Below are 24,249 nucleotides of genomic sequence, written 5' to 3' on the forward strand. Positions count from 1 at the left end.
ATCGGGACGAGGGGTCGGGTCGAAGTTGCCGCGGGACGGCTCTATATTGCGCGCGGGACAAGGCGGTGCGCCAGTCATGACAGGCTGCGACGAGCGGGGACGCTCCCGCTCCGGCTGAGAGGTCCCGGCGTCCGGAACAGGGAGATACTCATGAGCCATTCGAGGGTTCGGCATGCGGCCCGCGCGCTTGGCGCGGCGTGCTTCCTGGGCGGGTTGGTCATCGGTTGCGGGGGAGGAGAGAACGACTCTCCGGACGACGCGTTGCGCGTCGCGCTGCTGACGTCCGGGCCTGTGAGCGACGCCGGATGGTACGCGGGGGCGTACGAAGGCCTGCTGCTGATCGAGGAGTCGCTCGGGGCGCGGATCAGCCATCAGCAGACCCGCTCGCCCGCCGAGTTCGACGAGGCCTTCTTCTCGTATGGTTCCTCGGGCTACGACCTGGTTTTCGCCCACGGCTTCGAGTACCAGGACGCGGCGTTGCGCGCCGGCGAGGAGTTCCCGGACCTGACCATCGTCGTCTCCAGCGGGGGTCGGATTTCGGACAACGTGCGGTCGCTGATCTTCCGCCTGGAGGAGGGCAGCTATCTCGCCGGCATGATGGCGGGAGGCCTCACCCGGTCACGGGTGGTGGGGATGGTCGGGGGCGTGGCGATTCCGCCCGCCCAGGGGACCTTCCGCGCCTTCGAGGCGGGGGCGCGTTCCATCGACCCGGACATCGAGGTGCTGGAGGCCTTCATCGGCAGTTGGGACGACGTGGCGGCCGCCAGGGAGGCGGCAACGGCGCAACTGAACCGGGGCGCCGATGTCCTGGTGCACAACACGGACGCGGCCAGCTTCGGCGTGTTTCAGGCGGTTCGGGAGGCGAACGGGGACGAGAACCCGGTGTGGGCCATCGGCATGAACCGGGATCAGAACGACGTGGCCCCCGAGGTCATCGCGGGAAGTGCCGCCATCGACATCCCCAGGGCCTTCCTGGACGTGGCGAGCCGGTTCACGGCCGGGACGCTCCCCCCGGGGGCGCTCGATCTCAGTCTCGGCGAGGGCGTTGTGGACTTCATCGTCAACCCGGTGGCGCTCGACCGCATCCCCGCCGACCTGCTCGCGCGCATCGACGAGGCGAGGGTGGCCATCCGGGAGGGCATGCTGGAGGTGCCCCGGATCGAGTTCCTGGAGGAGGAACCCGGAGGCCCTTGAGGCCCATGGGCGGCGCCGCCGTCGAGATGCGGTCGGTGAGCAAGCGCTTCGGATCCATCGAGGCGCTTGCCGACGCGAATCTCAGCGCCCGGCCCGGGGAGGTTCATGCGCTGCTGGGAGAGAACGGCGCCGGCAAGACCACGCTCATGCGGGTGCTGTGCGGTGTGCTCCGTCCGGACGGCGGCGAAGTTCTGGTCGAGGGTCGCCGGTTGCGGCCGGGCGGTGCCCGCGCGGCGGCCGCGGCCGGGATCGGGATGGTGCACCAGCATTTCACCCTGGTGCCCAGTCTGACGGTCGCCGAGAACGTGGCGCTGGGGACGCGGGAGGGCAGCGGGTTCCATCTGGCGCTCGATCGCGTGCACGCCCGGCTCGCGGAACTGGAGCGGGTCACGGGGCTGCCGGTGGACCCCGGGGCTGCCGTGGCCGGTCTGTCGGTGGGCGCGAAACAGCGGGTGGAGATCCTGAAGGCGCTCTACCGGGATCCGCGCGTGCTGGTGCTGGACGAACCGACGACGGTGCTGGGACCGCAGGAGGTGGACTGGCTGTTCGGCGTGCTGCGCTCGCTGGTGGAGGAGGGACGCACGGTCCTGCTGATCGGGCACAAGCTGGACGAGATCCTGCGGGTAGCCGACCGGGTGACCGTGCTCCGGCGAGGGCGAACCGTGCTGGCGGAAGGGCGCGAAGCGGTGGACGCGCCCGGGCTGGCGCGGGCGATGATCGGCCGGGAGACGACCCCGGCGGCCCGGCCGGTACGAGTCGAAAGAGGGGAGCGGGTTGCGCTCCTGGAGGCGGTGGGGGTCCGGGGCGAAGACGGCCGCACGGCGGTGCGGGAAGTCACGCTGGAGGTGCACCGGGGCGAGATCGTGGGCATCGGCGGGGTGGAGGGCAACGGCCAGCGCGAGCTCGCTCTCGTGCTGTCGGGGAGGCTGCGCCCGGCTGCCGGCAGTGCGGACCTGCCGGCCACCGTCAGCCTGATCCCGCAGGACCGGGGCGCGGGCGGGCTGGTCCCGGGTTTCGACCTGGCCGAGAACACCGCGCTGGCCTTCCACGACACCGACGCGTACCGTCGCGGGCCGCTCATCGACTGGGCGGCGATGCGGCGCACCGCGCACGAGATCGTGACCGGATTCGATGTGCGGGCGCCGGGGTGGCGGGCGACGGCGCAGTCGCTCTCGGGCGGCAACCGGCAGAAGCTGCTGGTGGGCCGCGAACTGGCGCGCGCCCCCGACCTGCTGGTGGCGGAGAATCCGATGCGCGGGCTCGACATCGCAGCGGCCGCTTTCCTGCGCGACAAGCTCGTGGAGTTGAAGAGAGGCGGTCCGGGGATGGAGGAAGGCGGTGGGGCAGGTAGTCGGCCCGCGCGTGCGCCGCCGGGCATCGTGCTCTTCTCCACCGATCTGGACGAGGTGCTCGACCTGGCCGACCGGGTCTTCGTGCTCGTGCGCGGCCGGCTGATCGCCGTGCCGGAAGAGGAGCGCAACCCGGCGGGGATGGGCCGGCTGATGCTCGGCTCGGAGGGGGCGTGATCCACGCCGGGCGGACGGCGCGCCTGCCATGATCCGCCGGCTGTTGCGGCCGCGCCTCCGGTCGCGCTGGATCGGCCCGCTGGCGGCCGGCTCAGTGGCGCTCCTGACTGCGGCGCTGCTGGCGGCTGCTGGGCTGGCCCTAGCCGGATACGAGCCGGTAGCCGCCGGGCGGGCGCTGGTCTCGGGCGCCTTCGGCTCCTGGGAGCGGTTCGCCTCCATCACCCTGGTGCGCGCGACCCCGCTCATTCTGACCGGGCTGGCCGTTGCGCTCGCCTTCCGCGCGGGCGTGTGGAACATCGGAGCGGAGGGGCAGCTCTACGCGGGCGCGGTGGCGGCCGTGTGGGTGGGGCTCACCTTTCCGGGCGCGCCGGCGTGGCTGCTCCTCCCCGGGGCGATGGCGGCCGCCGCGGTGGCGGGAGGCCTTTGGACGCTCGTACCGGTGGGGCTCAAGTTCCGCGCCGGGGTCGGAGAGGTCATCACCACCATCCTGATGAACTTCGTCGCCATCCACACGGTGGCGTGGCTGGTGCACGGCCCCCTGCAGGAGGCGCGCGGGGTCTTTCCGCAGACCGACCCGGTAGCGCTCGCGGCCCGGCTCCCGCGCCTCGGGGCCGGTCGGCTGCACGCCGGCTTCCCGGTCGCGGTCGTGCTCGCGGGGGCGCTCTGGTGGCTGCTGAGGCAAAGCGCCTGGGGATTCCGGGTGCGGGCGGTGGGCGCCTCGGTCCGCGCGGCAGCCGTGTCCGGCCGCATCCACACGGGAAGCGTGGTGCTGGGGGCGTTCCTGCTCTCCGGGATGCTCGCCGGGCTGGCGGGCGGGGTGGAGGTGGCGGGGGTGACCTTCGCGCTCTACGAGAACCTCTCCCCCGGCTACGGCTACACGGCCATCGCGGTCGCCCTCCTCGCGGGCCTGAACCCCCTCGCGGTACTCCTGGCGGCCGGGTTCTTTGGCGTCCTGCAGGCGGGAGCGGCCGCCATGCAGCGCGACGTGGGAGTGCCCGCTGTCTGGGTCAGCGCCATCGAGGCGCTCGTCATTCTGGCCGTGGTGGCGGCGGACCGGTTCCTGCGCCGGGGCGTGGCCGGGAAGGGTGGAGGCTGACGGTGGACGCGGCGGCTCTTCAGGCCTTTCTCGAGGCGTCGGTGCGGCTGGGCGCGCCCCTTGCCCTCGCCGCCCTGGGCGAGACCATCAGCGAGCGCGCCGGCGTCATCAACATCGGCCTGGAGGGCTCGATCATCGGGGGTGCCTTGGGCGGGGCGCTCGGGGCGCTGCTCACCGGATCGCCGGGCGCGGGCGTTCTGGCGGGGGCAGCCGCCGGAACCGCGATCGCCGGCGTCTTCGCGCTGTTCGCCATCACCCTGAACGCCGACCAGATCATCGTCGGCACGGCGGTGACCCTCGGGGGACTGGGCATCACGGGTGTCGTCTACCAGAGCGTGTTCGGCGCCACCGGCACGGCGCTGACCCTTCCCACCCTGCCCGCGCTCCCGCTCCCGGGCCTGTCGGCGCTGCCCGCGATCGGACCGGCGCTCTTCAGCCAGGCATGGACCACCTACCTGGCCTATCTGCTGGCGCCCGCGCTCTGGTACTACCTGTTCCGCACCCGCTGGGGACTCGAACTGCGGGCCGTGGGCGAAGAGCCGGACGCAGCCGACGCGGCCGGCATCCGCGTGCGCCGCACCCGCGTCCTGGCGGTGCTCGGCGCGGGCTTCCTGGCGGGAATCGCGGGAGCCCATCTGGCGCTCGCCCACGCCGGCACTTTCGCGGAGGGGATGTCGGCGGGACGGGGCTTCATCGCCATCGCAGTGGTCGTGCTGGGCCGCTGGAATCCCCTCCTCGTCCTCCTCGCCTCCCTCTTCTTCGGCGCGGCTTCGGCGCTCCAGTTCGAACTCCAGGCGGTGTTCGCGAACGTGCCCTACCAGCTCCTCCTGGCGTTCCCCTACCTGCTCACCCTCGCGGCGCTCGCGGGATGGATCGGCCGTTCCAAAGCGCCCGCGGCCCTCGCGCGTCCGTGGCCCCCTCGCTCGGGCGAATAGCGGGCGCAGGAGTCGGCAAAACGCCGCGGACCGAGTATCCTTGAAGGGGATTCGGCGCACCCTGCTCCACGCGCGCCCAACCCGACCCGGCGAGCACCTGAAATCGAAGGAGAGAGGCCCATGAGACGGTTTATATTCGCCTGCATTCAGGGACTCGCGGTCCTCGCCGCGAACACGGCGTGCGCGGCGGCGGCACCGGAGATGGCTGCAACGCCGGCACCGGCCCCCGCGATGCAGTCCACGGAGCCATCGCCCCCCGCCGATGCGGCGGAGGAGGCCGGGGCGCTTCCCCGGGTGACCATCGTGGCCACGGGAGGAACCATCGCGGGGGTGTCCGACACCCGCACCAGCTTCCAGAGCTACCGGGCCGGGTCGCTCGGCATCGACGAGATGCTCTCGGAGCTCAGGCCCCAGATCGACGAGGTGGCGGACGTCACCACGGTCCAGTTCGGCAACCGGCCCTCGGGCGGCTACGCGATCGCCGACTTCTTCGACTTGACCCGCGCCGTCGAGGACGCGCTCGAGACGGCGGACGCCGTGGTCGTGACCTCGGGAACGGGCAGCATGGACGAGTTCGTCTACTGGCTCGACCTGACCGTGCAGAGCCGGAAGCCCGTCGTCATCACCGGCGCGATGCGGCCCTGGACCGTGATCGGCACCGACGCGCACGCCAACCTGTTCAACGCCATCGTCCTGGCCGCCAGCGGCGAAACCCGCTGTTTCGGCACCGTGCTCATGCTCAACGACGAATTCCACGCCGCCAAGGAGGCATGGAAGGGCGATGCCTACCGGATGGACACCTTCGTGTCACGCGAGCTCGGCAACCTGGGCTTCATCGACGAGCTGGACGTGCGAACCTATCGGGCTCCCCCGCGGGTACAGCATTGTGCCGAACCCGAGCGGTGGATGACCCCGTTCGATCTGAGCGCGATCTCGAAGGATGACCTTCCCCGGGTCGAGGTCCTCATCGGATACCAGGGCGCCGGGCTGGACGAGGCCATTACGGCGTGGGCCGAAGCCGGGGTCCGGGGCATCGTCCTCGCCGGGGGCCGCGGGTCCCGGGAGGTGCAGGAGAAGGCCGAGGAGATTGGGGTGGTTTTCCGGCGCACCCATCGCTTCCGCACCGGCACCGACAACCTCTACCCACAGAAGGCGAGGCTGCTTCTGCTGCTGTCGCTCGCGTTCACGGACGACCCCGAGCAGGTGGACGCCTGGTTCGAGGAACTGGGCGGGGCTGAATTCGAGATCGATCCGGGGAGGTAACAACCCGGCGGCCGGTCCGCGTGTCCTTGGAGGAGACGCGCTTTTCCCCGCTTGCGTGCCGGGCTACGTTGCGGGCTCGATTGCCGTGCGCATGACCAAAGGATGTCGCCAGATGCCTCGATTTCCGCTTCTGATTCCCGCTGCCCTGGTGGCTGCATTGGTCGCCGGATCCGTCCCGGCCGCCGTCCCCGCGCTCGCCCAGGCGCCCCCCGACGATCGGGGCACGGTCGCGGTCGGGCTTCTGCTGCGCGAGCTGGACGGCGTGAAGCGGGTGCTGATGACCGCCGCGCACCCGGACGACGAGGACACCAACACGATCACCACCCTCGCCCGCGGCATGGGCGCGCGCACGGCCTATCTGGCGCTCACGCGCGGTGAGGGCGGACAGAACCTCATCGGCACCGAGTTCTGGGAAGGGCTGGGGATCATCCGCAGCAACGAGCTCGTGGCCGCGCGCGCGATCGACGGCGGTGAGCAGTTCTTCACGCGGGCCATCGATTTCGGCTTCTCGAAGTCCGCGGACGAGACGCTGTCCAAGTGGCCCCGCGAGGAGATTCTCGGGGATGTGGTTTGGGCCATCCGGCGTTTCCGGCCGCAGGTCATCGTCTCGGTGTTCAGCGGCACGCCCAGGGACGGTCACGGTCAGCATCAGGTAGCGGGCATTCTCACGCACGAGGCCTTCGACGTGGCCGCGGACCCGAGCCGCTTCCCGGAACAACTCGGCGACGGCATCGAGGCTTGGCAGGCCGACAAGCTCTACCTGGCGCGGGGTGGATTCGTAGGAGGTGAGTCGGTCACGCTGCAACCGGGAACCTTCGATCCGCTCCTGGCTCGCTCCTATCTCCAGGTGTCGATGGATTCGCGCAGCCAGCACCGTTCCCAGGACATGGGATCGGCGCAGCCGATGGGACCGCGGCAGTCGATCCTGGCGCTGGTGAAGACGGCGGAGGGCGTCGACGGCACCGGCGGCTTCTTCGCAGGCGTCGATACGACCTTCGCGGGGCTCATCGCGCAGGCCGTACCACCGAGCGAGGCATCCCAGGAGGAGATCGAGACCTATCGGGCGGCCATCGGCGTCACGGAGGCTTCGCTGGATGCGATGGCGCCGGAGCAGGCCGCCCCGGCGCTCGCGCGCGCCCTCGAGACGCTGGAGCGGATCATCGAGCGCGCCGGCGGCCCGAACGCGCCCCCCGAGGTCACCGAAGCGCTCGCACGCCGGCATGACCTGGTGCGCCAGGCCCTCCTGGCCTCGTCCGCGGTGCTGACGCAGGTGCGCGCGAGCGACGACCTGGTCGTGCCCGGGGAGTCCTTCGAGGTGCGGGTCGATCTCTGGAACGCCGGACCCTATCGGGTCGAGGGAGCCGGACCCGGGCTGGCGCTCCCGGAAGGCTGGAACGCGGACCTGCTGGAGGGCAGAACCATCGACACCGGGGGCTTCGGTCCCCGCCGGACCTCGCTGACGACGGTTTCCGGAACCTCGGAAACGCTCGCGCCGGGCGAGATCCGCCGCTGGGTATTCCGCGTGGACGTGCCCGCGGACGCCGACCCCTCTCGCCGCTACTACCTGAGTGAGCCCCGGGAGGGCGACATCTACGCCTGGCCGGACGACTGGCAGTTGCGCGGCCTGCCCCACGATCCCCCCGTGGTGACCGGCGGCGCGCGCTTCGAGCTGGTCATGGACGGCGGCCCGACCGGTTCGCCCACCCGCATGGCCCTAGCCAGCGACGACGCAGCGCGCTACTACGGGGTCGACCCCGCCCAGGGCGAGTTCACCGAGCCGCTGCTGGTGGTGCCCGCCGTGTCGGTGACGGTCGCGCCCGCACAGATGGTATGGCCGCTCGGCGACACGGGCGCGCGCACCGTCAGCATCCGCGTCCGCAACGAGGCAGAGGAGGGTGTCACCGGTGAACTCGCCCTGGAGGGAGCGGGGTGGTCGGTCGCGCCCGCCTCCGTCCCGGTCGAACTCGCCTCACCCGGCACCGAGCGCACCTACACGCTCACCGTGGCCCCCGAGGCGGGCCGGGGCGTCGGCCGCGACCGGCTGACCGCCATGGTGCGCGCCGCCGACGGCCGCGCCTGGAGCGAGCGCGTCGAACTCATCGACTACCCGCACATCGAGCGGGCGGCCCAGTTCCACCCGGCGGAGCTGCGCACCTCCATCTTCCCCGTCACACTGCCCGAGGGCCGGCGTGTCGGATACATCATGGGCACGGGGGATTCCGGCCCCGAGGCCCTCGCCTCCCTCGGGTTCGAGGTGGAGCTGCTGGGGCCGGCCGATGTGCTCGCCGGCGACTTTGCGCGCTTCGACGTCCTCGTGCTGGGCGTGCGCGCCTACGAGGCCCGCGATGACCTGGCGGCCGCCAACGAGGCGGTCCTCGACTTCGCACGCGCCGGGGGCACCGTGGTGACCCAGTACAACCAGTACGCCTTTCCGGCGAGCGGCCACGCGCCCTATCCGGTAACGATCTCGCGGCCGCACGACCGCATCACCGACGAGAACGCCGCCGTCACCTTCCTGCATCCCGCGGCCCCGGTGCTGAACGCCCCCAACCAAATCAGCGATGCCGACTTCGAGGGCTGGAGGCAGGAGCGCGGCCTCTACATGCTGAACACCTGGGACCCGGCCTTCACTCCCGTGCTCTCCATGGCCGATCCAGGCGAGGCCCCCAAGGAGGGCTCTCTTTTGATCGCTCCTCTCGGAGAAGGCGTGTACATCTACACCGGACTCGCCCTCTTCCGGCAGTTCGGCGACGGCGTCCCGGGCGCGTATCGCCTGTTCGCCAACCTGGTCTCCCTCGACGGCCCGACCTGGCGACAGTACATAACGCCCGTCCCGGACGCGGACGGGGGCGGCGCCCGATGAGCGCGCCGCGTTCCGGAGGATTCGCCCTGGCGGGGTTCCTGCTGGCCACCGCCGCCATGCTGGCCTCCCCGATCCCGACGCACGCCCAGACTCCGGTCTGGTCGGCAACGCTCACCGTGGCTCGAACGAATGCCGCGGACGCGGTCGGCTATTGCCGGGGTGCCGCCAACTGCAGCGGGGAAACCGCGCACTACGGCGAGCTGAGCGAACCGGGCTTCTCGATCGGAGAGACGGGCTATACCGTCACCAGCATCCGCTGGGGAGCCGGCGGGGAGGGCTACATCCACCTCACGCTGGACCTGGCCCTGTCCGACGAGGATATGGCATCACTCGTTCTCCAGCTCGATGATACCAGCCTCAGCCTGGCAGAGGCCCGAGTAAACGAGCCTGCGGAACATGACTTCACCGCCAACTACACCTGGGACGGCAGCGGGTCTGTTCCGGATGAGGCGACCTCGGTCAGCGTGAGTCTAAGCAGGGGTCCCGCGCCCATCCGCTAGCAGGGTCCGCGCGGCTCACCGCCAAGCCTTACGTAACGTCAGGGTTCCGGGGGAGCAGCCGCTAACAGTCCCCGGATGCATCGCCGCTCGAGGACCGGGGGGTGTCCACGGGCCGCTCGATGGCGCCCACCGGCACCGTGTCCCCGACACCGCTCAGACCGTACTTTCCCAGGATCCGAAGCAGGTGACCTCAAAGGGGTTCACCGAGTCCGTTCCGGGGAAGGATGCCCTCAACCGGTCGGGAGGAACGCATGCCAACCAGGCACCCAGCGGCAAGGGACGTCCCGGAACAAGTGATTCCGACCGTGTCGGTGCTCCTGGCGCTGGTGTTTCTGATGACGGGCACCATGAAGCTCATCGGGGGGTGGTGGGACCGGTTCGAGGTGTGGGGCTACCCCGTCTGGTTCTTCTACGTCGTCGGTGTTACGGAGACGGCGGCGGGCCTCGCGCTGATGCGGAGGAGGACGCGGCTGTACGGGGCACTGGCCATCATGGCCGTCATGGCTGGCGCGCTCTTCACGCTGCTGCGGGCCGGCGACACCGACCGCATTGCCATTCCCGCTCTGGCGCTCGTGCTCGCGGTCACCGTGGCCAACTATTCGAGGTAGCCGTAGCTTCGTCGCTTACACGGACACTCCGGTCGTCCCACACTCGCAACGCAAGGAGCAGAAATGGCGGACAAGGGAAGCAGGGGGATTACGATCGTATCGGTGCTGCTGGCGTTGCTCTTCCTGCTGAACGGCGGCATGAAGCTGGCCGGGATGATGGTCGACCAGTTCGCGATGTGGGGATACTCCGGCTGGTTCCAGTACCTGATCGGCATCGCCGAGGCGGCCGCCGGCGTGGGCTTCCTGATGAAGAAGACGCGCTTCCTCGCCGCTGTGGCCATGGTCCCGGTCATGCTCGGGGCGATCTACACGCTGGTCACGAACGGTCAGACGGGGCAGGCCGTGGTCCCGCTGGTCGCACTCCTGCTCTGCCTGCTCGTGGCGAAGAATTCGCGGTAGGACCGCGATGCACCCTCGCGGAGCCGGGCTGCGGATCCCGTTTCCGGTTCTCAGCGCATTCCGGATGACCGTCGGCGAGGGAGTCGCCCGATAACCCGACGGGATGGCTCGCGCGATACGGCGGGCACCCGCGCGAGGGCGAAAACTGCCATGAGCGAACGACGCACCGGGCCGTCCCGAGCCAACGTCGCGGTCATCGGGGCCGGCATCGTCGGCAATTGCCTGGTCGAGCATCTGGCGAAGCTCGGCTGGGACGACCTCGTGCTGATCGAGAAGGGTCCGCTTCCCAACCCCGGCGGGTCCACCGGGCATGCGTCCAATTTCATCTTCCCGACCGATCACGGGCGCGAGATCGCGCTGATCACCCTCGAGAGCCAGCGCCAGTACGAGGCGCTCGGCGTCAACACGACCTGCGGGGGGATCGAGGTCGCGCGAACCGAGGAGCGCATGGAGGAGTTGCGCCGGCGCATGACCTCGGCGCGGGTGTGGGGCATCGAGAGCGAGCTGCTGTCGCCAGCCGGAGTCGTCGCCAAGGTCCCGTTCGTCAACCCGGATGTCATTCTCGGTGGCTTCTACACCCCGGGCGTCTCCGTCGTCGACTCGGTCGGGGCGGGCACGATCATGCGGGAACGGGCGCTGGCCAGGGGCGTGCTTACGGTCCTGGACGAGACCGAGGTGATCGGCCTCGAGGTTGAGCCGGTGCCGTTCGGACGCCCGCGCATTCGGGCGGTCGCGACGACTCGGGGAACGATCGAAGTCGACCACGCGATCATCGCCTGCGGCGTCTGGAGCCCGCGCATCGCCGCGATGGCCGGCGCCACGATTCCGCTGACGCCGGCGGTGCACCAGATGGCCGATTTCGGCCCGGTCGAACTCCTGCTCGGAACCGGCAACGAGATCGGCTACCCCATCGTGCGCGACATGGACTCGTTCATGTACGAGCGCCAGAGCGACGGGGCGATGGAGGTGGGCTCGTACGCGCATCGTCCCATCCTGATGCACCCGAACGACATTCCCTCCGTCGCCGAGGCGGAGCGCTCTCCCACCGAGCTGCCCTTTACGCCCGCGGACTTCGCGCCGCAGCTCGAGCACGCGCGCGAGATCATGGGCGAGCTGTTGGCGGGCACCGGGATGCAGTACGCCGTCAACGGCCTGCTCTCGCTCACCCCCGATACCCAGCAATTGCTGGGCGAGACCGCCGAGGTGGCCAACCTCTGGTCTGCGGCGGCCGTGTGGGTGCGGGAAGGCCCCGGCTCGGCGCGGCTGGTCGCGGAGTGGATGACCCACGGCTACCCGCGTCTTCTCGATCCGCACGAGTCGGACGTCACCCGCTTCCAGCCGCACGAGCGCACGGTCCATCACGTTCGAGCACGCTGCGGCGAGCACTTCCGCAAGACGTACGGGATCGTGCATCCGCGCGAGCAGTGGGAGTCGGCGCGCGGGATCAACCGGTCCCCGTTCCACCCTCGGACCGAGGCGCTGGGTGCCGAGTACTTCGAAGCGCGTGGATGGGAGCGCCCGCAGTGGTACGCTTCGAACGAAGATCTGGTGGAGCGCTACGATGTCCCGGACCGCCCACACGAGTGGGACCGGCGCTGGTGGTCTCCGATCATCAACGCGGAGCACCTGCACCTGCGCGAGAGGGTGGGCCTGATCGATCTGGGCGCGTTCCAGATCTTCGACGTGTCCGGGCCCGGCGCGCTCCGGTACCTGGAGACGATGACGGTCAACGCGTGCGACCGTCCGGTCGGCAGCTCGATCTATACGCCGCTCCTGACGCCGGACGGAGGCTTCCGCGCCGATCTCACCATCCAGCGGCTGGCTGATGACCGGTTTCGCATCGTCACCGGCGTCCTGGACGGAGCGCGCGACGCGTTCTGGTTCCGCAGGCATCTGCCCGCGGACGGGTCGGTGCAGTTCGAAGACCGGTCGTCCGCGATAACCACCCTCGGGGTGTGGGGACCGGCCGCGCAGGCCTTGCTCTCGAGCATCGCGGACCGCGGCCTGAGCCAGGACGAGCTCCCCTACGGCACGGTGCGGGACGCGCTCATCGACGGGATTCCCGCCACCTTGCTGCGCATCTCCTATGTGGGCGAGAGCGGCTGGGAGATCTACACGCGCACGGAGCACGGCCTGGCGCTCTGGGACGTGATTTGGGGCGCGGGCCGAGACTTCGATGCGAGGCCGGTGGGCATCGGCGTCTACGGCACCACGGCACGCATGGAGAAGGGCTACCAGTTGATGGGCGCTGAGCTAACGTCGGAGTACTCACCGGTCGAGGCCGGGCTGGCTCGCCGCCAGGTCAAGCAGGCGGACTTCATCGGCAAGGCGGCCTATCTGAAGGCCCGCGAACGGGGTCCGGCGGCGAAGATCTGCACGCTCACCATGGACGACCACACGAGCGCATCCGGCCTCGCGCGCTTCCCGACGGGGGGCAACGAGCCGGTTCTGACGCTCGATGGGGACCGCATCGTCGACGCGCTGGGCAGGGAGTCCCGCGTGACCTCCGCCGGAATGGGGCCGACCGTGGGGAAATACCTGCTGATGGCCTACCTGCCGGCCGAACTCGCCCGCGTCGGCGAGCGGCTGCAGGTGATGTACATGAACGAGTGTTTCCCGGTCACGGTGGCTGCGGTCGGCACGTCGTTATTCGATCCGTCCGGAAGCCGGATGAGGGCGTAGCCGCCCGCACGAATCCGCGGGCCACGAAATCGCCGCATCCTTCCCGCGTGCGCCTCTACTTCACGGCATCCTCGCCCCGCGCGTGCGCCACTTCGCGCGCACTGGGGGTGGCCGAGGGCCGGAACGGAACCTCGCACACCCGGGCTCGATCGGGCTTGCCCGCCTCGCTCGCGTACTCGTCCGGCAGCCAGACCGTGAGTTCCGTCCCGACGGCGGACATCCCGACGGGCACGTAACCCAGCGCGATGTTGCATCCCAGCTCGGGCGCGTGCCAGGGCGAGGTCAGGTATCCGATCGGGTCGCCCGCATCCGCGCCGGACACCAGCCAGAAATCGGGCGCGTAGTCGTCGATGGGCCTGCCGCCCATCCTCATCCCCACCAGCGTCATGGCAAACGGCGGCCGGCCGGCCTCGATCTCTGCCCGCATCCGCTCCAGCGCCGCCCGGCCGATGTAGTCGCCCTCCTTCTCGCGCGGCACCTGGTATCCCAGGTTGCACTGGAACGGAACGGTCTCGTGGTCCATGTCCTGTCCCCACGACAGGATGCCCGCCTGAATCCGGCGCTGATGGCCGGGGGCGATCACCATGAGCTGGTGCGCCTCGCCCGCGTCGAGCACCGCGTGCCACAGCCTCTCGGCGTGCAGCGTCGCGTCGCGCAGGTAGATCTCGTACCCCTTCTCCCCCGAGAATCCCGACTGCGAGATCACCACCGAACACCCTGCGATCTCCGCTTCCATGAGCCCGTAGTAGGGGATTTCGCGGATGCCGTCGCCCACCAGATCGGCCATGAGCGCCAACGACTTCGGCCCTTGGATCTGCAGCGGACACACGTCGATCTCGTCGATCTCGACGTCCATCCTCATCCCCACATTGGCGCCCTGGAGCCAGAACAGCAGGTCGGAGTCGGCGAGGGAGAACCAGAACTCATCGTCCGACAGGCGCAGCAGCACCGGGTCGTTGAGGATGCCGCCCCGCTCGTTGCACAGGATGACGTACTTGCCGTGCATCGGTTCGATGCGGGTGGCGTCGCGCGTGATGACGTAGTCGGTGAATCGCTCGGCGTCCGGTCCCTTCACCCGGATCTGGCGTTCCACGGCGACATTCCAGAGCGTGACGTGTTGCGTCAGCGCTTCGTGTTCGGCCGCCGCGCCGCCGTCCTCCGGCCGCACGTAGCCGCGCGGGTGGTAGATGCGGTTGTAGGTTGTTGCGCGCCAGCAGCCCGCATCGTGGGACAGGTGCCAGTACGGCGACTTCCGCACGCGGGTGGAAATGAGCAGCTCCACGGGGGTCCGGCCGCTCTGGCGAAGGTTGATGGGTACGATGCGATCGGACTGATCGACGGAAACAGGATGGCTGACCATGGGTGTCCGGGATTCCGGGTTGACGGGATGGCGTACGGTCCCCAAAAGTCCGTCATGAGCGACTTGGTGACAACCGGGGCCGGCGGCGTGAGGGTCGTCGTGGATACCAGCGTCTTCCTGCCGGGTGTGTTTTTCGGCGGCCCGCCCCGCGACGTGCTGGCGGCGTGGCGAGCCGGGCAATTCGAGGTGGTGGTGTCCCCCGAGGTCCTTCGGGAATACGTTCGGGTCGGCGAACGGTTGTCGGCGCGGTTTCCCGGCGCGGATTTCGAACGCGTCCTGGAGATGATCGCGGCCAACGCCACGCTGGTGTCGGCGCCTCCCTTGCCCGAAGCTGTGTGCGAGGACTCCGACGACGACAAGTTTCTCGCGTGTGCGGTGGCCGCCGGAGCCGGGTACGTGGTGAGCAGCGACAAGGCGCTCCTTGCAACTTCTCCCTATCGGAACGTGAAGGTCATTCGTTCGCGTGATTTCCTGGACATGCTCCGAGTCACGGCCGCTCCGGCGCAGGATGACCGCGACGCCGCGGCTCGACTGGACCACCGGCATCCCGCCGGCTGACGAGGCAACGCCATGACACGCGCATCGCTCGGCGCAGCAGTCCGTCTGGGGCTGACGGTTGCGGTGGCGGGGTGTGCGCTGGAGTTCGACCCGCCGAGCCCGGCGTCCATTGTGGTGTCGCCCGGGTCAGCCACATTCACCTTTCTCGGCGAGTCGAGGACGTTCACCGCGACCATCCTGGATGAAGACGGGAGCGCTATGGAGGGGACGGTATCCTGGACGACGGATGCCCCCGCCGTCCTCAGCGTGAACTCCTCCGGGGTGGTCACGGCCCTTGCGAACGGAGCCGGCACGGTCAGGGCCGTCTTCGAAGCAGTCAGCGGGACGGCCGCGGTTACGGTCAACCAGACGCCGACCACCTTGGAGCGGGTTGGCGGCGACGCACAGACGGGTAGTCCGGGCGGGCCCCTGGTCGAGCCGCTCGTCGGCCGCCTTCTGGACGCGGGCCAGAGGCCGGTCGCGGGCGTGGCTGTGTCCTTCTCACCCGCGCCAGGGAGCGGCTCCGTCACTCCCGCCGCAGCCACGACCGACCCGGCGGGCGAGGCGCAGACGCTCTGGACGCTGGGCGACGGTGCCGGCGTCCAATCGGTGATCGCGTCCGTGGCCGAAGGTCCCAACGCGGTGTTTACTGCCATGGCCGAGCCACCCCACGCCATGCTCATTCACTCCGGTGACGGGCAGGTGGCCCGGACGCGACGAGAAACCGAAGAACCCGTGCGGGTACGGGTGATCTCCCGGTCGGGTGCCGGGCTGAGCGGGGTCACCGTCACCTTCGAGGTCACGGCCGGGGGCGGCTCGGTGCCGTCGTCCAGTGCCGTGACCGATGCCGAGGGGATCGCCTCCGCAGGCCCATGGACGATGGGTGACCCCGGGCCGCAGGAATTGCGCGCCACCGCCCCCGGGGTGAACCGGGTCATCTTCCGCGCCACCGCCCTGGCCGCGCCGGTTGCCGAACTCGTAGCCGTGGAGGGTGACGGGCAGCGGACGGAAATCGTGCTCCCCGTGCCCGTTGCGCCCCGCGTTCGAGCGGAGGATGCCGACGGCAACCCGGTGTCGGATACCAGGGTCACCTTCTCCCCGAGCGGTGACAGCCGGGTCGTCCCGGAGGAGGCGACGACCGACTCGGCCGGGTTCGCGGCGGTCGACAGATGGTTCCTCGGCAGGACCCCCGGAACCACCTACACGCTCACCGCGAGCGTAGCCAACGCGGACGGCACGTCGGCCACGGCAACCTTCAGCGCGGAGGCGACGCCGGCGGTCTACGACATCGAACTAGAGCACGTCACCTCGTCGCTGCTCACGGCCTCGCAGCGCGCGGCCTTCGAGGAGGCCGAACGGTTCTGGGAGAGCGCGATCACCGGCAACCTCACCCGGACCAGCCCGCTGTCCAGGTCCTCCCTCGTCAACTGCCTCACGGCAAACCAAATGTCCGGAGACGTCCCCGGCGACCGGGTGGTCGACGATCTGCTGATCTACGTCGAAATCAAGGAGATCGACGGGCGCTCGGGCATCTTCGGAGGCGCCGGGCCCTGCCAGCTCCGCGAGGACAACTCGCTGCCCGCGGTCGGGGTGATGTTCTTCGACATCGCCGACCTGGACAGCATGGAGGCCAACGAGCAACTGGAGGAAACCATCGTCCATGAGATGGCGCATGTGATCGGGTTCGGAACCCTGTGGTCGCACCTGGGCCTCCTGCAGGACTCGGCCCGGGCCGACCGAAACGCGAATACGCACTTCACCGGCGCCGCGGCAAAGGCGGCCTTCGACGAGATCCGCGGCAACAACTACACGGACAGCGATCTCGTGCCGGTGCAGCACCAGGGCGGCAAGGGCGTGTGGAACGGACACTGGCGCGAGCTGGTCTTCCGTTCCGAGCTGATGACCCCCTTCCCCGACCGCGGCCCCAATCCGATGAGCGTGGTCAGCCTCGCGTCATTCGTGGACATCGGATACCCGGAGGTCGACTACAGCGTCGCGGATGAATACGTGCTGCCGCCCCCGCAGTACGCGGCGCAGGCGGCGGCGGGGGTCGAAGCGCCGCGGAGGGCTCGCCGGCACACCATCGACTTCGGCAGGGAGATCCTGGTGATGCCGCTTATGGTCGTGGACCGCGACGGCAATGTGGTGCGGTACCTGAGGTCTCCGGAGCGCTGATCGCGTTCTCCTGGCTTCAGGGGTTCAATCGCGAAAAAGCGGACAGGGAACGCCTGACCCGGAAACCCCGTCGCCCTGTTGCGATTCTGTCTCTGGTGCCGATGCATTTTTGTTTATCATGCGATTGCAATAATGTTGTGCCTGACGTTGCAAACGTGTTTATGTCCTGCTAATCTTCTTCGTCGCTGCCGGTTACAACTCGCTCTCAAGGAGCCTTCAGCATGGGACCGCGCCTGTCGGTTGGAGTTGAAGCCGAGCGGTACGCACCGCGTGTGGCCGACGAGGAGTTGGAGCAGTGCCTTGCTGCGGCAGGAGCGGTTCTCATCGAAGGCCCGCGAGCCTGCGGCAAGACGGCAACCGCTCATCAGATGGCCGCAAGCGAAGTCCTCCTCGATGTCGACCAGGCGGCGCAGGACATGATCGCGGTCAATCCGAGGCTCGTGCTCGAAGGAGCAACCCCACGCCTGATCGACGAGTGGCAAACTGCGCCCGTGATCTGGAACCATGTGCGCCGGGTTGTGGACGAGCGTCCCGGCAAGGGCCACTTCATCCTCACCGGATCGGCCGTTCCTCCCGACGAGAGCACGCGGCACACCGGTGCCGGCCGAATCGTGCGTCTGCGGCTGCGCCCCATGTCGCTCTTCGAGCTCGGAAACAGCACCGGTCTGGTGTCGCTGAAAGATGTGCTCCACGGAGACCCGGTAAGGAGCCCAAGCATCGATCTGTCCGTGCAGAACCTCGCTGAACTGATCTGCGTTGGCGGCTGGCCAGGACATCTGGGCTCCTCCCCCTTGGATGCCATCCGCGTCAACCGCAGCTACGTCAACGACATCTGCCGTGCCGATCTGCGGCGGGTCGACGGGGTGCGGCGAGATCCGGCGAGAGTTCTCCGGTTCTTTCAGTCGCTGGCTCGCAACGTGGCAACGCCGGCTTCGCTCGCAACCATCGCGCGTGACGTTGTCGGGCCCGATCCGGGCTCCATGACCGGGCACACCGCCCGTGCATACCTCACAAGCCTCGAACGCCTCATGGTTGTGGAAGACCAACCGCCCTGGGGGCCCCATCTGCGCTCTCGTTCCCGGTTGCGCGTTGCCCCGAAGCGTCACTTCGTGGATCCATCCATCGCCGTGGCCGCGCTGGATGCGGGACCGGAGTCGCTGCTCCACGATTTCGCCTGGTTCGGTCTGCTCTTCGAGTCGATGGTGATCCGCGACCTTCGGGTGTATGCCCAGGCCATGGGAGGGAGGGTGTACCACTACCGTGACAATACGGGTCTCGAGGTGGATGCCATCGTTGACGCCGGCCCCGGCCGCTGGATGGCCTTCGAGATCAAGCTCGGCCTCAGCCGGATCGACGAAGCGGCGCGGTCACTCCTGAAGTTCGCTGATCGGGTCGACACGAGCCGGTGTGGCGAGCCCGCCGCGCTGGGCGTCATCGTCGAACGCGGATACGGGTACGTGCGTCCGGACGGAGTGAGCGTAATCCCGCTGGCGGCGCTTGGGCCCTAGAGCTTCACTCCCCCGCCGATGAGCGCGGCACGATCCAGCCCTTCCCTCACCCCTCCGCCTCCAGCGGCGCGTAGGGCTTCGTCCCGGGCACCATGATCCCGCCTCGCTTCGTGCCGAGGGCGATGTTTCCGTAGCGCTCCGCGTAGGCCGGCGGAAGCTCGCGCCCGTCGCTCGCGGACAGCCAGAGCCGCAGCAGGTGCCGCCTGCGCTCGGGCTCGGGATGGTCCTCGTACCCGGTGCGGGAATGGACGATCTGGTGGTTGTGCACGAACTGCATGTCGCCGGGCCGGAGTTCCATGTCGAGGCGGATGTCCTGGCGGGCCGCCAGGTCTTCGAACAGGTCCATGGCCTCGGTCTGCGCGCGTGACACCGGCGGCACCCCCTCGTGGCGTTGGGCGCCATCGAAGAAATCGCGGGCGTAATACGTCGTAATACAGCCGGCGTGATGGTTGAAGACGGGCATCCGGTACCAGGGGCCCTTGCCTTTGGGGATTTCGCCCTTGCGGTCGATATGGATCGGGCGCGAAAGCAGCTCAGCCAGGTCGGGCCGCCGTCGGCGCATTTCGCTGTAGATGGTGGCGGAACTGGAGATGCTGCTCAGCCCGCCCTCCTTCGCCGGGCGCACGCAGAAGAGCCCGACGAGGTCGCAGGAGTCGGTGTGGAAGCGATGGCGCGCGCGCGTCGCGTAGAGGCGGTGCTCGGGGTTGTGGGGGTCGTGGCCGATGTCCTTCACATGGCCGAGCAGATGCCCCTTGGCATTCTGGGAGATGGCTTCCCCGAGGTGCGTGCCGATCCCCCAGAAGGCGGTCGCCATCTGCCGCATCGACCGGCCCTTCACCGGCAGGCCCCGCATGAGCACGAACCCGCGCCCGCGCAGCAGCTCCTCGCGGATGCGCGCAAGTTCGGGCGCCAGGCCCGGCAGGAGGAAGTCGTCCCGCGTGATGCCGGCGATGTCGAGGCCCTTGCGCTCCACTCTCCCCACGGCGAGGTGGATCTCGCGGATCTCTCCCTCCGTGAGGTGGCGGATCCAACTCCCGGATCCGCTCATCTCGGATCCATACCAGACGTCGGAGCCTCGCACCCCGGCAGCGGGCCTGCCGTGGGATGATGCCGTCGGATCTGTCATCTGTGTAATCTCGTGCGCAAAAACCAAAGGTGGATTACATACCGCGGACGGAACCGGGAACCGGACCCCTCAGTCCGCCGGCGAGCCCTCCAGCAGCCCCTCCAGCGGCAGCTCGCGCGCACCGTTCTCGTCGCATACGGCGTACGTGACTTGGCCGGATGCGTACATCGACACGCCCGCGTACTCCGCCCTTTTGTTGAGCGCGAAGAAGCGCACGTTGAAGTTGGGCTCGCCGCGCGAGTTGAGGAGACGCTCCTCCACGGTGTTCGCGCGAATCCGTTCGAGCGCCGCCATCCTCGCGTCCAGCGGATGCATGCCGTCCCTCATCCTCTCGACGATGAGGAAGGAGCACAGGTTGAACAGGTTGGCCTCGCCCCGGCCGGTCGAGCCCGCGGCGCCGATGTCGCCGTCCACGTAGAGCCCGGCGCCCAGGATGGGAGAGTCGCCCGCGCGTCCGGGAATCTTCCAGGACAGCCCGCTGGTGGTGGTCACCCCGCAGATGTCCCCGCCCGGCCCGATGCCGTCGCAGTTGATGGTGCCCCAGAAGCTGTTTTCGTCGATGAGGCCCTCGCGCACCATGTCCAGACCGGCTTGGTAGCCCGCGTAGTGGTGGTCCCGCAGGGCAGCCCGGGCGCGTGCGAGTTCCTCCGGGCCGGCTGCGCCTGCCGCTGCCTCACGGCTTCCCGCACCAGCGCCATTCATCGCGCCGGCGTCGAGACCGGCTCCGCTGCCCGTACCGCCCGGGCGCCCCCTGCGCGGATCGGGGAAGTGGCCGGGGTCGATGCGCCGCTTCCATTCCAGCCACAGCTCGCGGGAGCGGTCGGTGTTGAGGTCGTCCTCGATCTCGAAGCCCATCATGCGGGCGAATTCCTGCGCGCCCGCGCCCACCAGCAGGTGGTGGTCGGTGTATTCCATGACCGCCTTGGCCACCAGCGAGGGGGTGCGCACGCCTTCGAGCCCCGCCACGCCTCCGGCCTGCTTCTTCGGCCCGTGCATGCAGCAGGCGTCCAGTTGCACCACCCCGTTCGCGTTGGGGAGGCCGCCGTAGCCGATCCCGGTTTCGGTGGGGTCGAGTTCGGGGATGTTCACCCCCGCGACCAGGGCGTCCAGCACGTCTGCGCCCTCGACGATCATCCGGAACGCCCGTTCCACCGCGCTCTCCGGACCGCCGTTGGTGAAGCGGATGCCGCTGGTGTCGGAGATCACCACCGGGGAGACCGACTGGGGGGTGTACACCGTGGGCGCCCCATCCAGGGTGCTCGGTCCAGCGCCGTCCAGGGTGCGCGGCACGGCGCCGGCCACGCCCGCGGCGGCGGCGGTCTTGACGAAGTCGCGACGTTTCATCTTCAGGAATCCGGCGAAGGGTTCGACGGGCCGGCCACGGGCACGTTCGCGCCCGCAGCCGGCGAACTGCGAAAGTATGGACAGGCCCTCTCGGGCCAAGCAAGTTTCAGCACATGAAGATCAGCGAGAAAGCGGTTCGCAAGGCGTTGCGCACGGTGAAGGATCCCGAGCTGCACCTGGATCTGGTGGTGCTCGGGCTGGTGTATGACATCGAGATCGAGGACGCGAACGTCCAGGTGCGCATCTCACTCACCACACCGATGTGCCCCGCCGCGCCACAGATCGTGGAGGATGCGCGCGCCGCGGTAGCGGGCGTGGAGGGCGTCGAGAACGCCGAGGTGCAACTGACCTTCGATCCTCCCTGGACCCCGGAGCGCATCAGCCCCCTCATCCGCTCCTCGCTGGGGCTCTGACGAAGACCGCCCGGCGGAGGCACGGTCCGCGCGCGGGGGGTCGCGGACGGATTCGCCGACGCCGATGACCTCGGAAAGGACGGGTGGCCGTGCCCTTCACTGAAGAAGAAATCAAGGCCCGGGTGCAGAAGGGCTACATCGTGGAATCTCCCGAGGAGATGACCGAGGGCTACAGGAAGGCGCTCGCCATCCAGCTCACGGTCCAGGCCGACACCGAACTGATGAGCGCGCCTTCCTACTGGATGGCCGCGCGCCACGCGCCCTCCGCCAACACCCAGGTGAGCGCGCACGCCATCATCCAGGACGAACTGGCGCACGCCAACATCGCCTATCGCCTGCTGGAGGACATGGGCATCTCCAAGCAGAAGCTGGTCTACGAGCGGGAGCCGCACGAGTTCAAGCACCCCTACGGCTTCGACCAGCCCCTCGACAACTGGGCGGACCTGGTGGTGGCCAATGGCTTCTTCGACCGCGCCGGCATCTGCCTGCTCTCGGACGTGCACCGCAACACTTCCTACGGGCCGCTCAAGCGGGCGCTGGTGAAGGTGGACATGGAGGAGACCTTCCACCTGCGACACGGGGAGGTGTGGATGCGGCGGCTGGCCCGGGCCGGCGGCGCGGCCAAGGAGATTCTTCAGCGGTCGGTCGACTGGATGTTCCCGATGACCGTGGAGTGGTTCGGCCTGCCCGACGACCGCAAGCGCCACAGCGGCCAGCTCGAGTACAGGCTGAAGGGGCTCACCAACGACCAGTTGCGGCAGCTTTGGATGTCGTCCACGGTGCCCCTGTGCGAGCGGCTGGGCCTCGACGTCCCGGCGCATTTCGACGAGGCCTCGCAGTCGTACGTGCTCGACTATCCCTTCCCGTGCCAGTACGACGCGAGCGAGAAGCGCTGGCTCTTCGAGGAGGGGACAATCACGTGGGGCCAGGTCTTCGAGCGCTGGAAGGGGCGCGGCCCGATGAACGAGATCTACGTCGAGTCGATCCGGCGCTCGCGCGGCCAGGTGAGCTCGTGGCTGAACTGAGCGTCGGGCTGCCGCTGCATGTGGCCTCGCACATGAGCGGCGGGCGCGACCTGTGGTCCGAGCCCCTGTCGGAGCGGCCCCATGATCCGGAGGCGGCCGTATGGCGCGCGCTCGGCGAGGTGCTCGACCCGGAGCTTCCCGTGAGCGTGACCGACCTGGGGCTGATCTACGGGGTGCGGGTGGACGGCGAGCGGGTCGAGGTTCGCCTGACTTTCACCGCCACGGCGTGCCCGTGCATGGAATTCATCGAGGAGGACGTGCGCGACCGGCTGCTCGCTGAGCCCTGGATTGCGGCGGTGGAGATCGAACAGGTATGGGATCCGCCCTGGACGAGCGCCCGCATCAGCCCCGCGGGACGGCGCGCGCTCCGGGGTGCCGGGGTGAGCGCCTGAGGGCGCCGGCGGAGGGCACCATGGAGGAAGCCGTCTACGATGTATTCGCGCGCAAGCAGAGGAGCGAGCCGCTCCGCCACATAGGCTACGTGGACGCCCCCGACGATGCCCTGGCGCGCGTCTACGCCTGGAAGACCTACGACGAGGAGAACTGGTTCGAGATGTGCGTCGTGCGCCGTGCCCACATCATCCCGGTGAACCGGATCGACGGCCCGTATGCGGCGCGCGCGACAGGCCGGCTCGGGCGCCGCGCCGGGGAGCTGGGGTGAACGCCCGGGACTTTTCCCCCGAAGTCCGGGAAGCGCTCCAGAGGCTCGTCCTGTCGTTCGCCGACACAAAGCGCCTGCTCGGCATCCGCTACAGCGACTGGCTGCTGGGGGCCCCCTCCATCGAGAGCGGCATCGCGACCGCCTCCATGTCGCAGGACGAGTGGGGCCATGCGCGCCTCCTCTACGCGATGCTCAAGGACTTCGGCGTCGACCCCGTGGAGGTCGAGCATTCCCGCCCGCCCGCCGAGTATTGCTCGGCGTCCTGCCTGGACGAGCCCTTTGCCGACTGGGCCGCGGTCGTCGCCGGCATCGTGGTGGTGGATGGGACCCTTTCGCTGGCGCTGGAGGGATTTGCGAGGGGCGCCTACGACGCGGCCCGCCGGCGCATCCCCAAGATGCTCGCGGAGGAAGCGTTCCACCGCGATTTCGGACAAGCCTGGATGCGCCGCATCAGCGAGGGCTCCGAGGAAGGACGGGAGCTTCTGGCCGCCGCCGTCGAGTCGATGCTGCCCGACGCGGTCACGTGCCTCCTGCCCGGCGACGACGAAGCCGAGCTGCTCGCCGGGGCGGGAGTGACGGGCCAACCGGGCGATGCGCGCGCCAGGCTGGCGCGGAGGCTGGCGGAGCCCCTGTCGGCGCTGGGCATGGTGCCCGCCACCGATCCGCCGCTCCCCGGCGACTGGATCGCCAGCCGCCGCCGCCCGGCCGGTGAGCCTGCCGGAGACGCTGTCGAGCGCGCCCGTGGGGACCGCAACCGCGCGTTGTTCGTCGAATGAGCGCCGACGAGGTCGCGGCCGGCGCCACGACCGGCCTTCCCGCGTCCCCCAGATGCCCGTTCTGCGACCGCACCGAGACCCGGCTGGTCAATCCGTTCGGCAGCCAGCTCTCGGTGGCAACCTACTGGTGCGACCGCTGCCGCACCGCGTTCGAGCACATCAAGTGGGCGGGGGCAGATTCCCCGCTTGTCCCCTGAAGCATACCGGCGGCTCGCGGGTACGCATCCAGACAACCTTGACACCACCACTTCCCATCCA

22 protein-coding genes are annotated in these 24,249 nt (G+C 69.3%); 19 read left to right on the plus strand and 3 right to left on the minus strand.

Translation table 11 applies throughout. The features are described 5' to 3' along the window. The first annotated feature begins 150 nt into the window (after nt 1–150). The 10 genes from OXU32_02445 (at nt 151) to OXU32_02490 (ending at nt 13,066) form a co-directional block, all read left to right on the plus strand. Nucleotides 151–1,194, plus strand: coding sequence for a BMP family protein (locus OXU32_02445; GenBank protein MDE0072827.1), 1,044 nt, complete (start codon nt 151–153; stop codon nt 1,192–1,194). 5 nt (nt 1,195–1,199) lie between these two features. Continuing rightward, a complete protein-coding gene (locus OXU32_02450) occupies nt 1,200–2,720 on the plus strand; it encodes an ABC transporter ATP-binding protein (protein ID MDE0072828.1) in 1,521 nt (506 codons plus the stop codon). Between the two features lie 28 nt (nt 2,721–2,748). Beyond that, a complete protein-coding gene (locus tag OXU32_02455) occupies nt 2,749–3,816 on the plus strand; it encodes an ABC transporter permease (protein MDE0072829.1) in 1,068 nt (355 codons plus the stop codon). A 2-nt stretch (nt 3,817–3,818) separates the two neighbouring features. Continuing rightward, complete coding sequence (locus OXU32_02460) at nt 3,819–4,751, plus strand: ABC transporter permease (GenBank protein ID MDE0072830.1); 933 nt, start codon at nt 3,819–3,821, stop codon at nt 4,749–4,751. A 120-nt stretch (nt 4,752–4,871) separates the two neighbouring features. Next, nucleotides 4,872–6,014 carry an asparaginase gene (locus OXU32_02465; protein MDE0072831.1) on the plus strand — a complete coding sequence of 381 codons (1,143 nt, stop codon included), beginning with the start codon at nt 4,872–4,874 and terminating at the stop codon, nt 6,012–6,014. A gap of 112 nt (nt 6,015–6,126) precedes the next feature. After that, nucleotides 6,127–8,877 carry a PIG-L family deacetylase gene (locus OXU32_02470; protein MDE0072832.1) on the plus strand — a complete coding sequence of 917 codons (2,751 nt, stop codon included), beginning with the start codon at nt 6,127–6,129 and terminating at the stop codon, nt 8,875–8,877. After that, nucleotides 8,874–9,377, plus strand: coding sequence for a hypothetical protein (locus OXU32_02475; protein MDE0072833.1), 504 nt, complete (start codon nt 8,874–8,876; stop codon nt 9,375–9,377). The genes OXU32_02470 and OXU32_02475 overlap by 4 nt, the downstream gene beginning before the upstream one ends. Before the next feature lie 251 nt (nt 9,378–9,628). Continuing rightward, entirely contained in the window at nt 9,629–9,985 is a 357-nt protein-coding gene (locus tag OXU32_02480; GenBank protein ID MDE0072834.1) for a DoxX family protein, read from the plus strand. A gap of 63 nt (nt 9,986–10,048) precedes the next feature. Then, a complete protein-coding gene (locus tag OXU32_02485) occupies nt 10,049–10,384 on the plus strand; it encodes a DoxX family protein (protein MDE0072835.1) in 336 nt (111 codons plus the stop codon). A 150-nt stretch (nt 10,385–10,534) separates the two neighbouring features. After that, nucleotides 10,535–13,066, plus strand: a complete 2,532-nt coding sequence (locus OXU32_02490; GenBank protein ID MDE0072836.1) for an FAD-dependent oxidoreductase — start codon at nt 10,535–10,537, stop codon at nt 13,064–13,066. 55 nt (nt 13,067–13,121) lie between these two features. Here the strand turns inward: OXU32_02490 and OXU32_02495 are convergent, their stop codons facing one another. Further along, nucleotides 13,122–14,426: an aminomethyl transferase family protein gene (locus OXU32_02495; protein MDE0072837.1), complete on the minus strand. Its 1,305-nt coding sequence runs from the start codon at nt 14,424–14,426 to the stop codon at nt 13,122–13,124. A gap of 66 nt (nt 14,427–14,492) precedes the next feature. Here OXU32_02495 and OXU32_02500 point away from each other — a divergent pair, with 66 nt between their 5' ends. The 3 genes from OXU32_02500 to OXU32_02510 all read left to right on the plus strand — a co-directional run bounded on the left by OXU32_02500 (nt 14,493) and on the right by OXU32_02510 (nt 18,646). After that, nucleotides 14,493–14,984, plus strand: coding sequence for a putative toxin-antitoxin system toxin component, PIN family (locus OXU32_02500; GenBank protein MDE0072838.1), 492 nt, complete (start codon nt 14,493–14,495; stop codon nt 14,982–14,984). A gap of 12 nt (nt 14,985–14,996) precedes the next feature. Next, nucleotides 14,997–17,138, plus strand: a complete 2,142-nt coding sequence (locus OXU32_02505) for an Ig-like domain-containing protein (protein ID MDE0072839.1) — start codon at nt 14,997–14,999, stop codon at nt 17,136–17,138. Nucleotides 17,139–17,359: 221 nt separating this feature from the next. Further along, on the plus strand, nt 17,360–18,646 hold the full coding sequence (locus OXU32_02510) for a DUF4143 domain-containing protein (protein ID MDE0072840.1): 1,287 nt from the start codon (nt 17,360–17,362) through the stop codon (nt 18,644–18,646). A gap of 46 nt (nt 18,647–18,692) precedes the next feature. On the opposite strand, the gene OXU32_02515 is transcribed toward OXU32_02510, so the two are convergent. Together OXU32_02515 and OXU32_02520 are read right to left on the minus strand one after the other, a co-directional pair. Then, nucleotides 18,693–19,694, minus strand: coding sequence for a TauD/TfdA family dioxygenase (locus OXU32_02515; protein ID MDE0072841.1), 1,002 nt, complete (start codon nt 19,692–19,694; stop codon nt 18,693–18,695). A 147-nt stretch (nt 19,695–19,841) separates the two neighbouring features. Beyond that, nucleotides 19,842–21,116: a N(4)-(beta-N-acetylglucosaminyl)-L-asparaginase gene (locus tag OXU32_02520; protein MDE0072842.1), complete on the minus strand. Its 1,275-nt coding sequence runs from the start codon at nt 21,114–21,116 to the stop codon at nt 19,842–19,844. Nucleotides 21,117–21,229: 113 nt separating this feature from the next. Between OXU32_02520 and OXU32_02525 the strand changes: the two genes are divergently transcribed. From OXU32_02525 to OXU32_02550, 6 genes are all read left to right on the plus strand, one after another. Further along, nucleotides 21,230–21,529, plus strand: coding sequence for a metal-sulfur cluster assembly factor (locus OXU32_02525; protein MDE0072843.1), 300 nt, complete (start codon nt 21,230–21,232; stop codon nt 21,527–21,529). Between the two features lie 89 nt (nt 21,530–21,618). Then, complete coding sequence (locus OXU32_02530) at nt 21,619–22,554, plus strand: phenylacetate-CoA oxygenase subunit PaaI (GenBank protein ID MDE0072844.1); 936 nt, start codon at nt 21,619–21,621, stop codon at nt 22,552–22,554. 65 nt (nt 22,555–22,619) lie between these two features. After that, nucleotides 22,620–22,946: a metal-sulfur cluster assembly factor gene (locus tag OXU32_02535; protein ID MDE0072845.1), complete on the plus strand. Its 327-nt coding sequence runs from the start codon at nt 22,620–22,622 to the stop codon at nt 22,944–22,946. 20 nt (nt 22,947–22,966) lie between these two features. After that, nucleotides 22,967–23,215: a hypothetical protein gene (locus OXU32_02540; protein MDE0072846.1), complete on the plus strand. Its 249-nt coding sequence runs from the start codon at nt 22,967–22,969 to the stop codon at nt 23,213–23,215. Next, nucleotides 23,212–23,991 carry a phenylacetate-CoA oxygenase subunit PaaI gene (locus tag OXU32_02545; GenBank protein MDE0072847.1) on the plus strand — a complete coding sequence of 260 codons (780 nt, stop codon included), beginning with the start codon at nt 23,212–23,214 and terminating at the stop codon, nt 23,989–23,991. Before OXU32_02540 ends, OXU32_02545 begins: the two co-directional genes overlap by 4 nt. Next, a complete protein-coding gene (locus OXU32_02550) occupies nt 23,988–24,188 on the plus strand; it encodes a hypothetical protein (GenBank protein MDE0072848.1) in 201 nt (66 codons plus the stop codon). Before OXU32_02545 ends, OXU32_02550 begins: the two co-directional genes overlap by 4 nt. The last annotated feature ends 61 nt before the right edge of the window (nt 24,189–24,249 follow it).

The organism is Gammaproteobacteria bacterium (assembly GCA_028819075.1).
Lineage (GTDB): Bacteria > Gemmatimonadota > Gemmatimonadetes > Longimicrobiales > Gaopeijiaceae > BD2-11.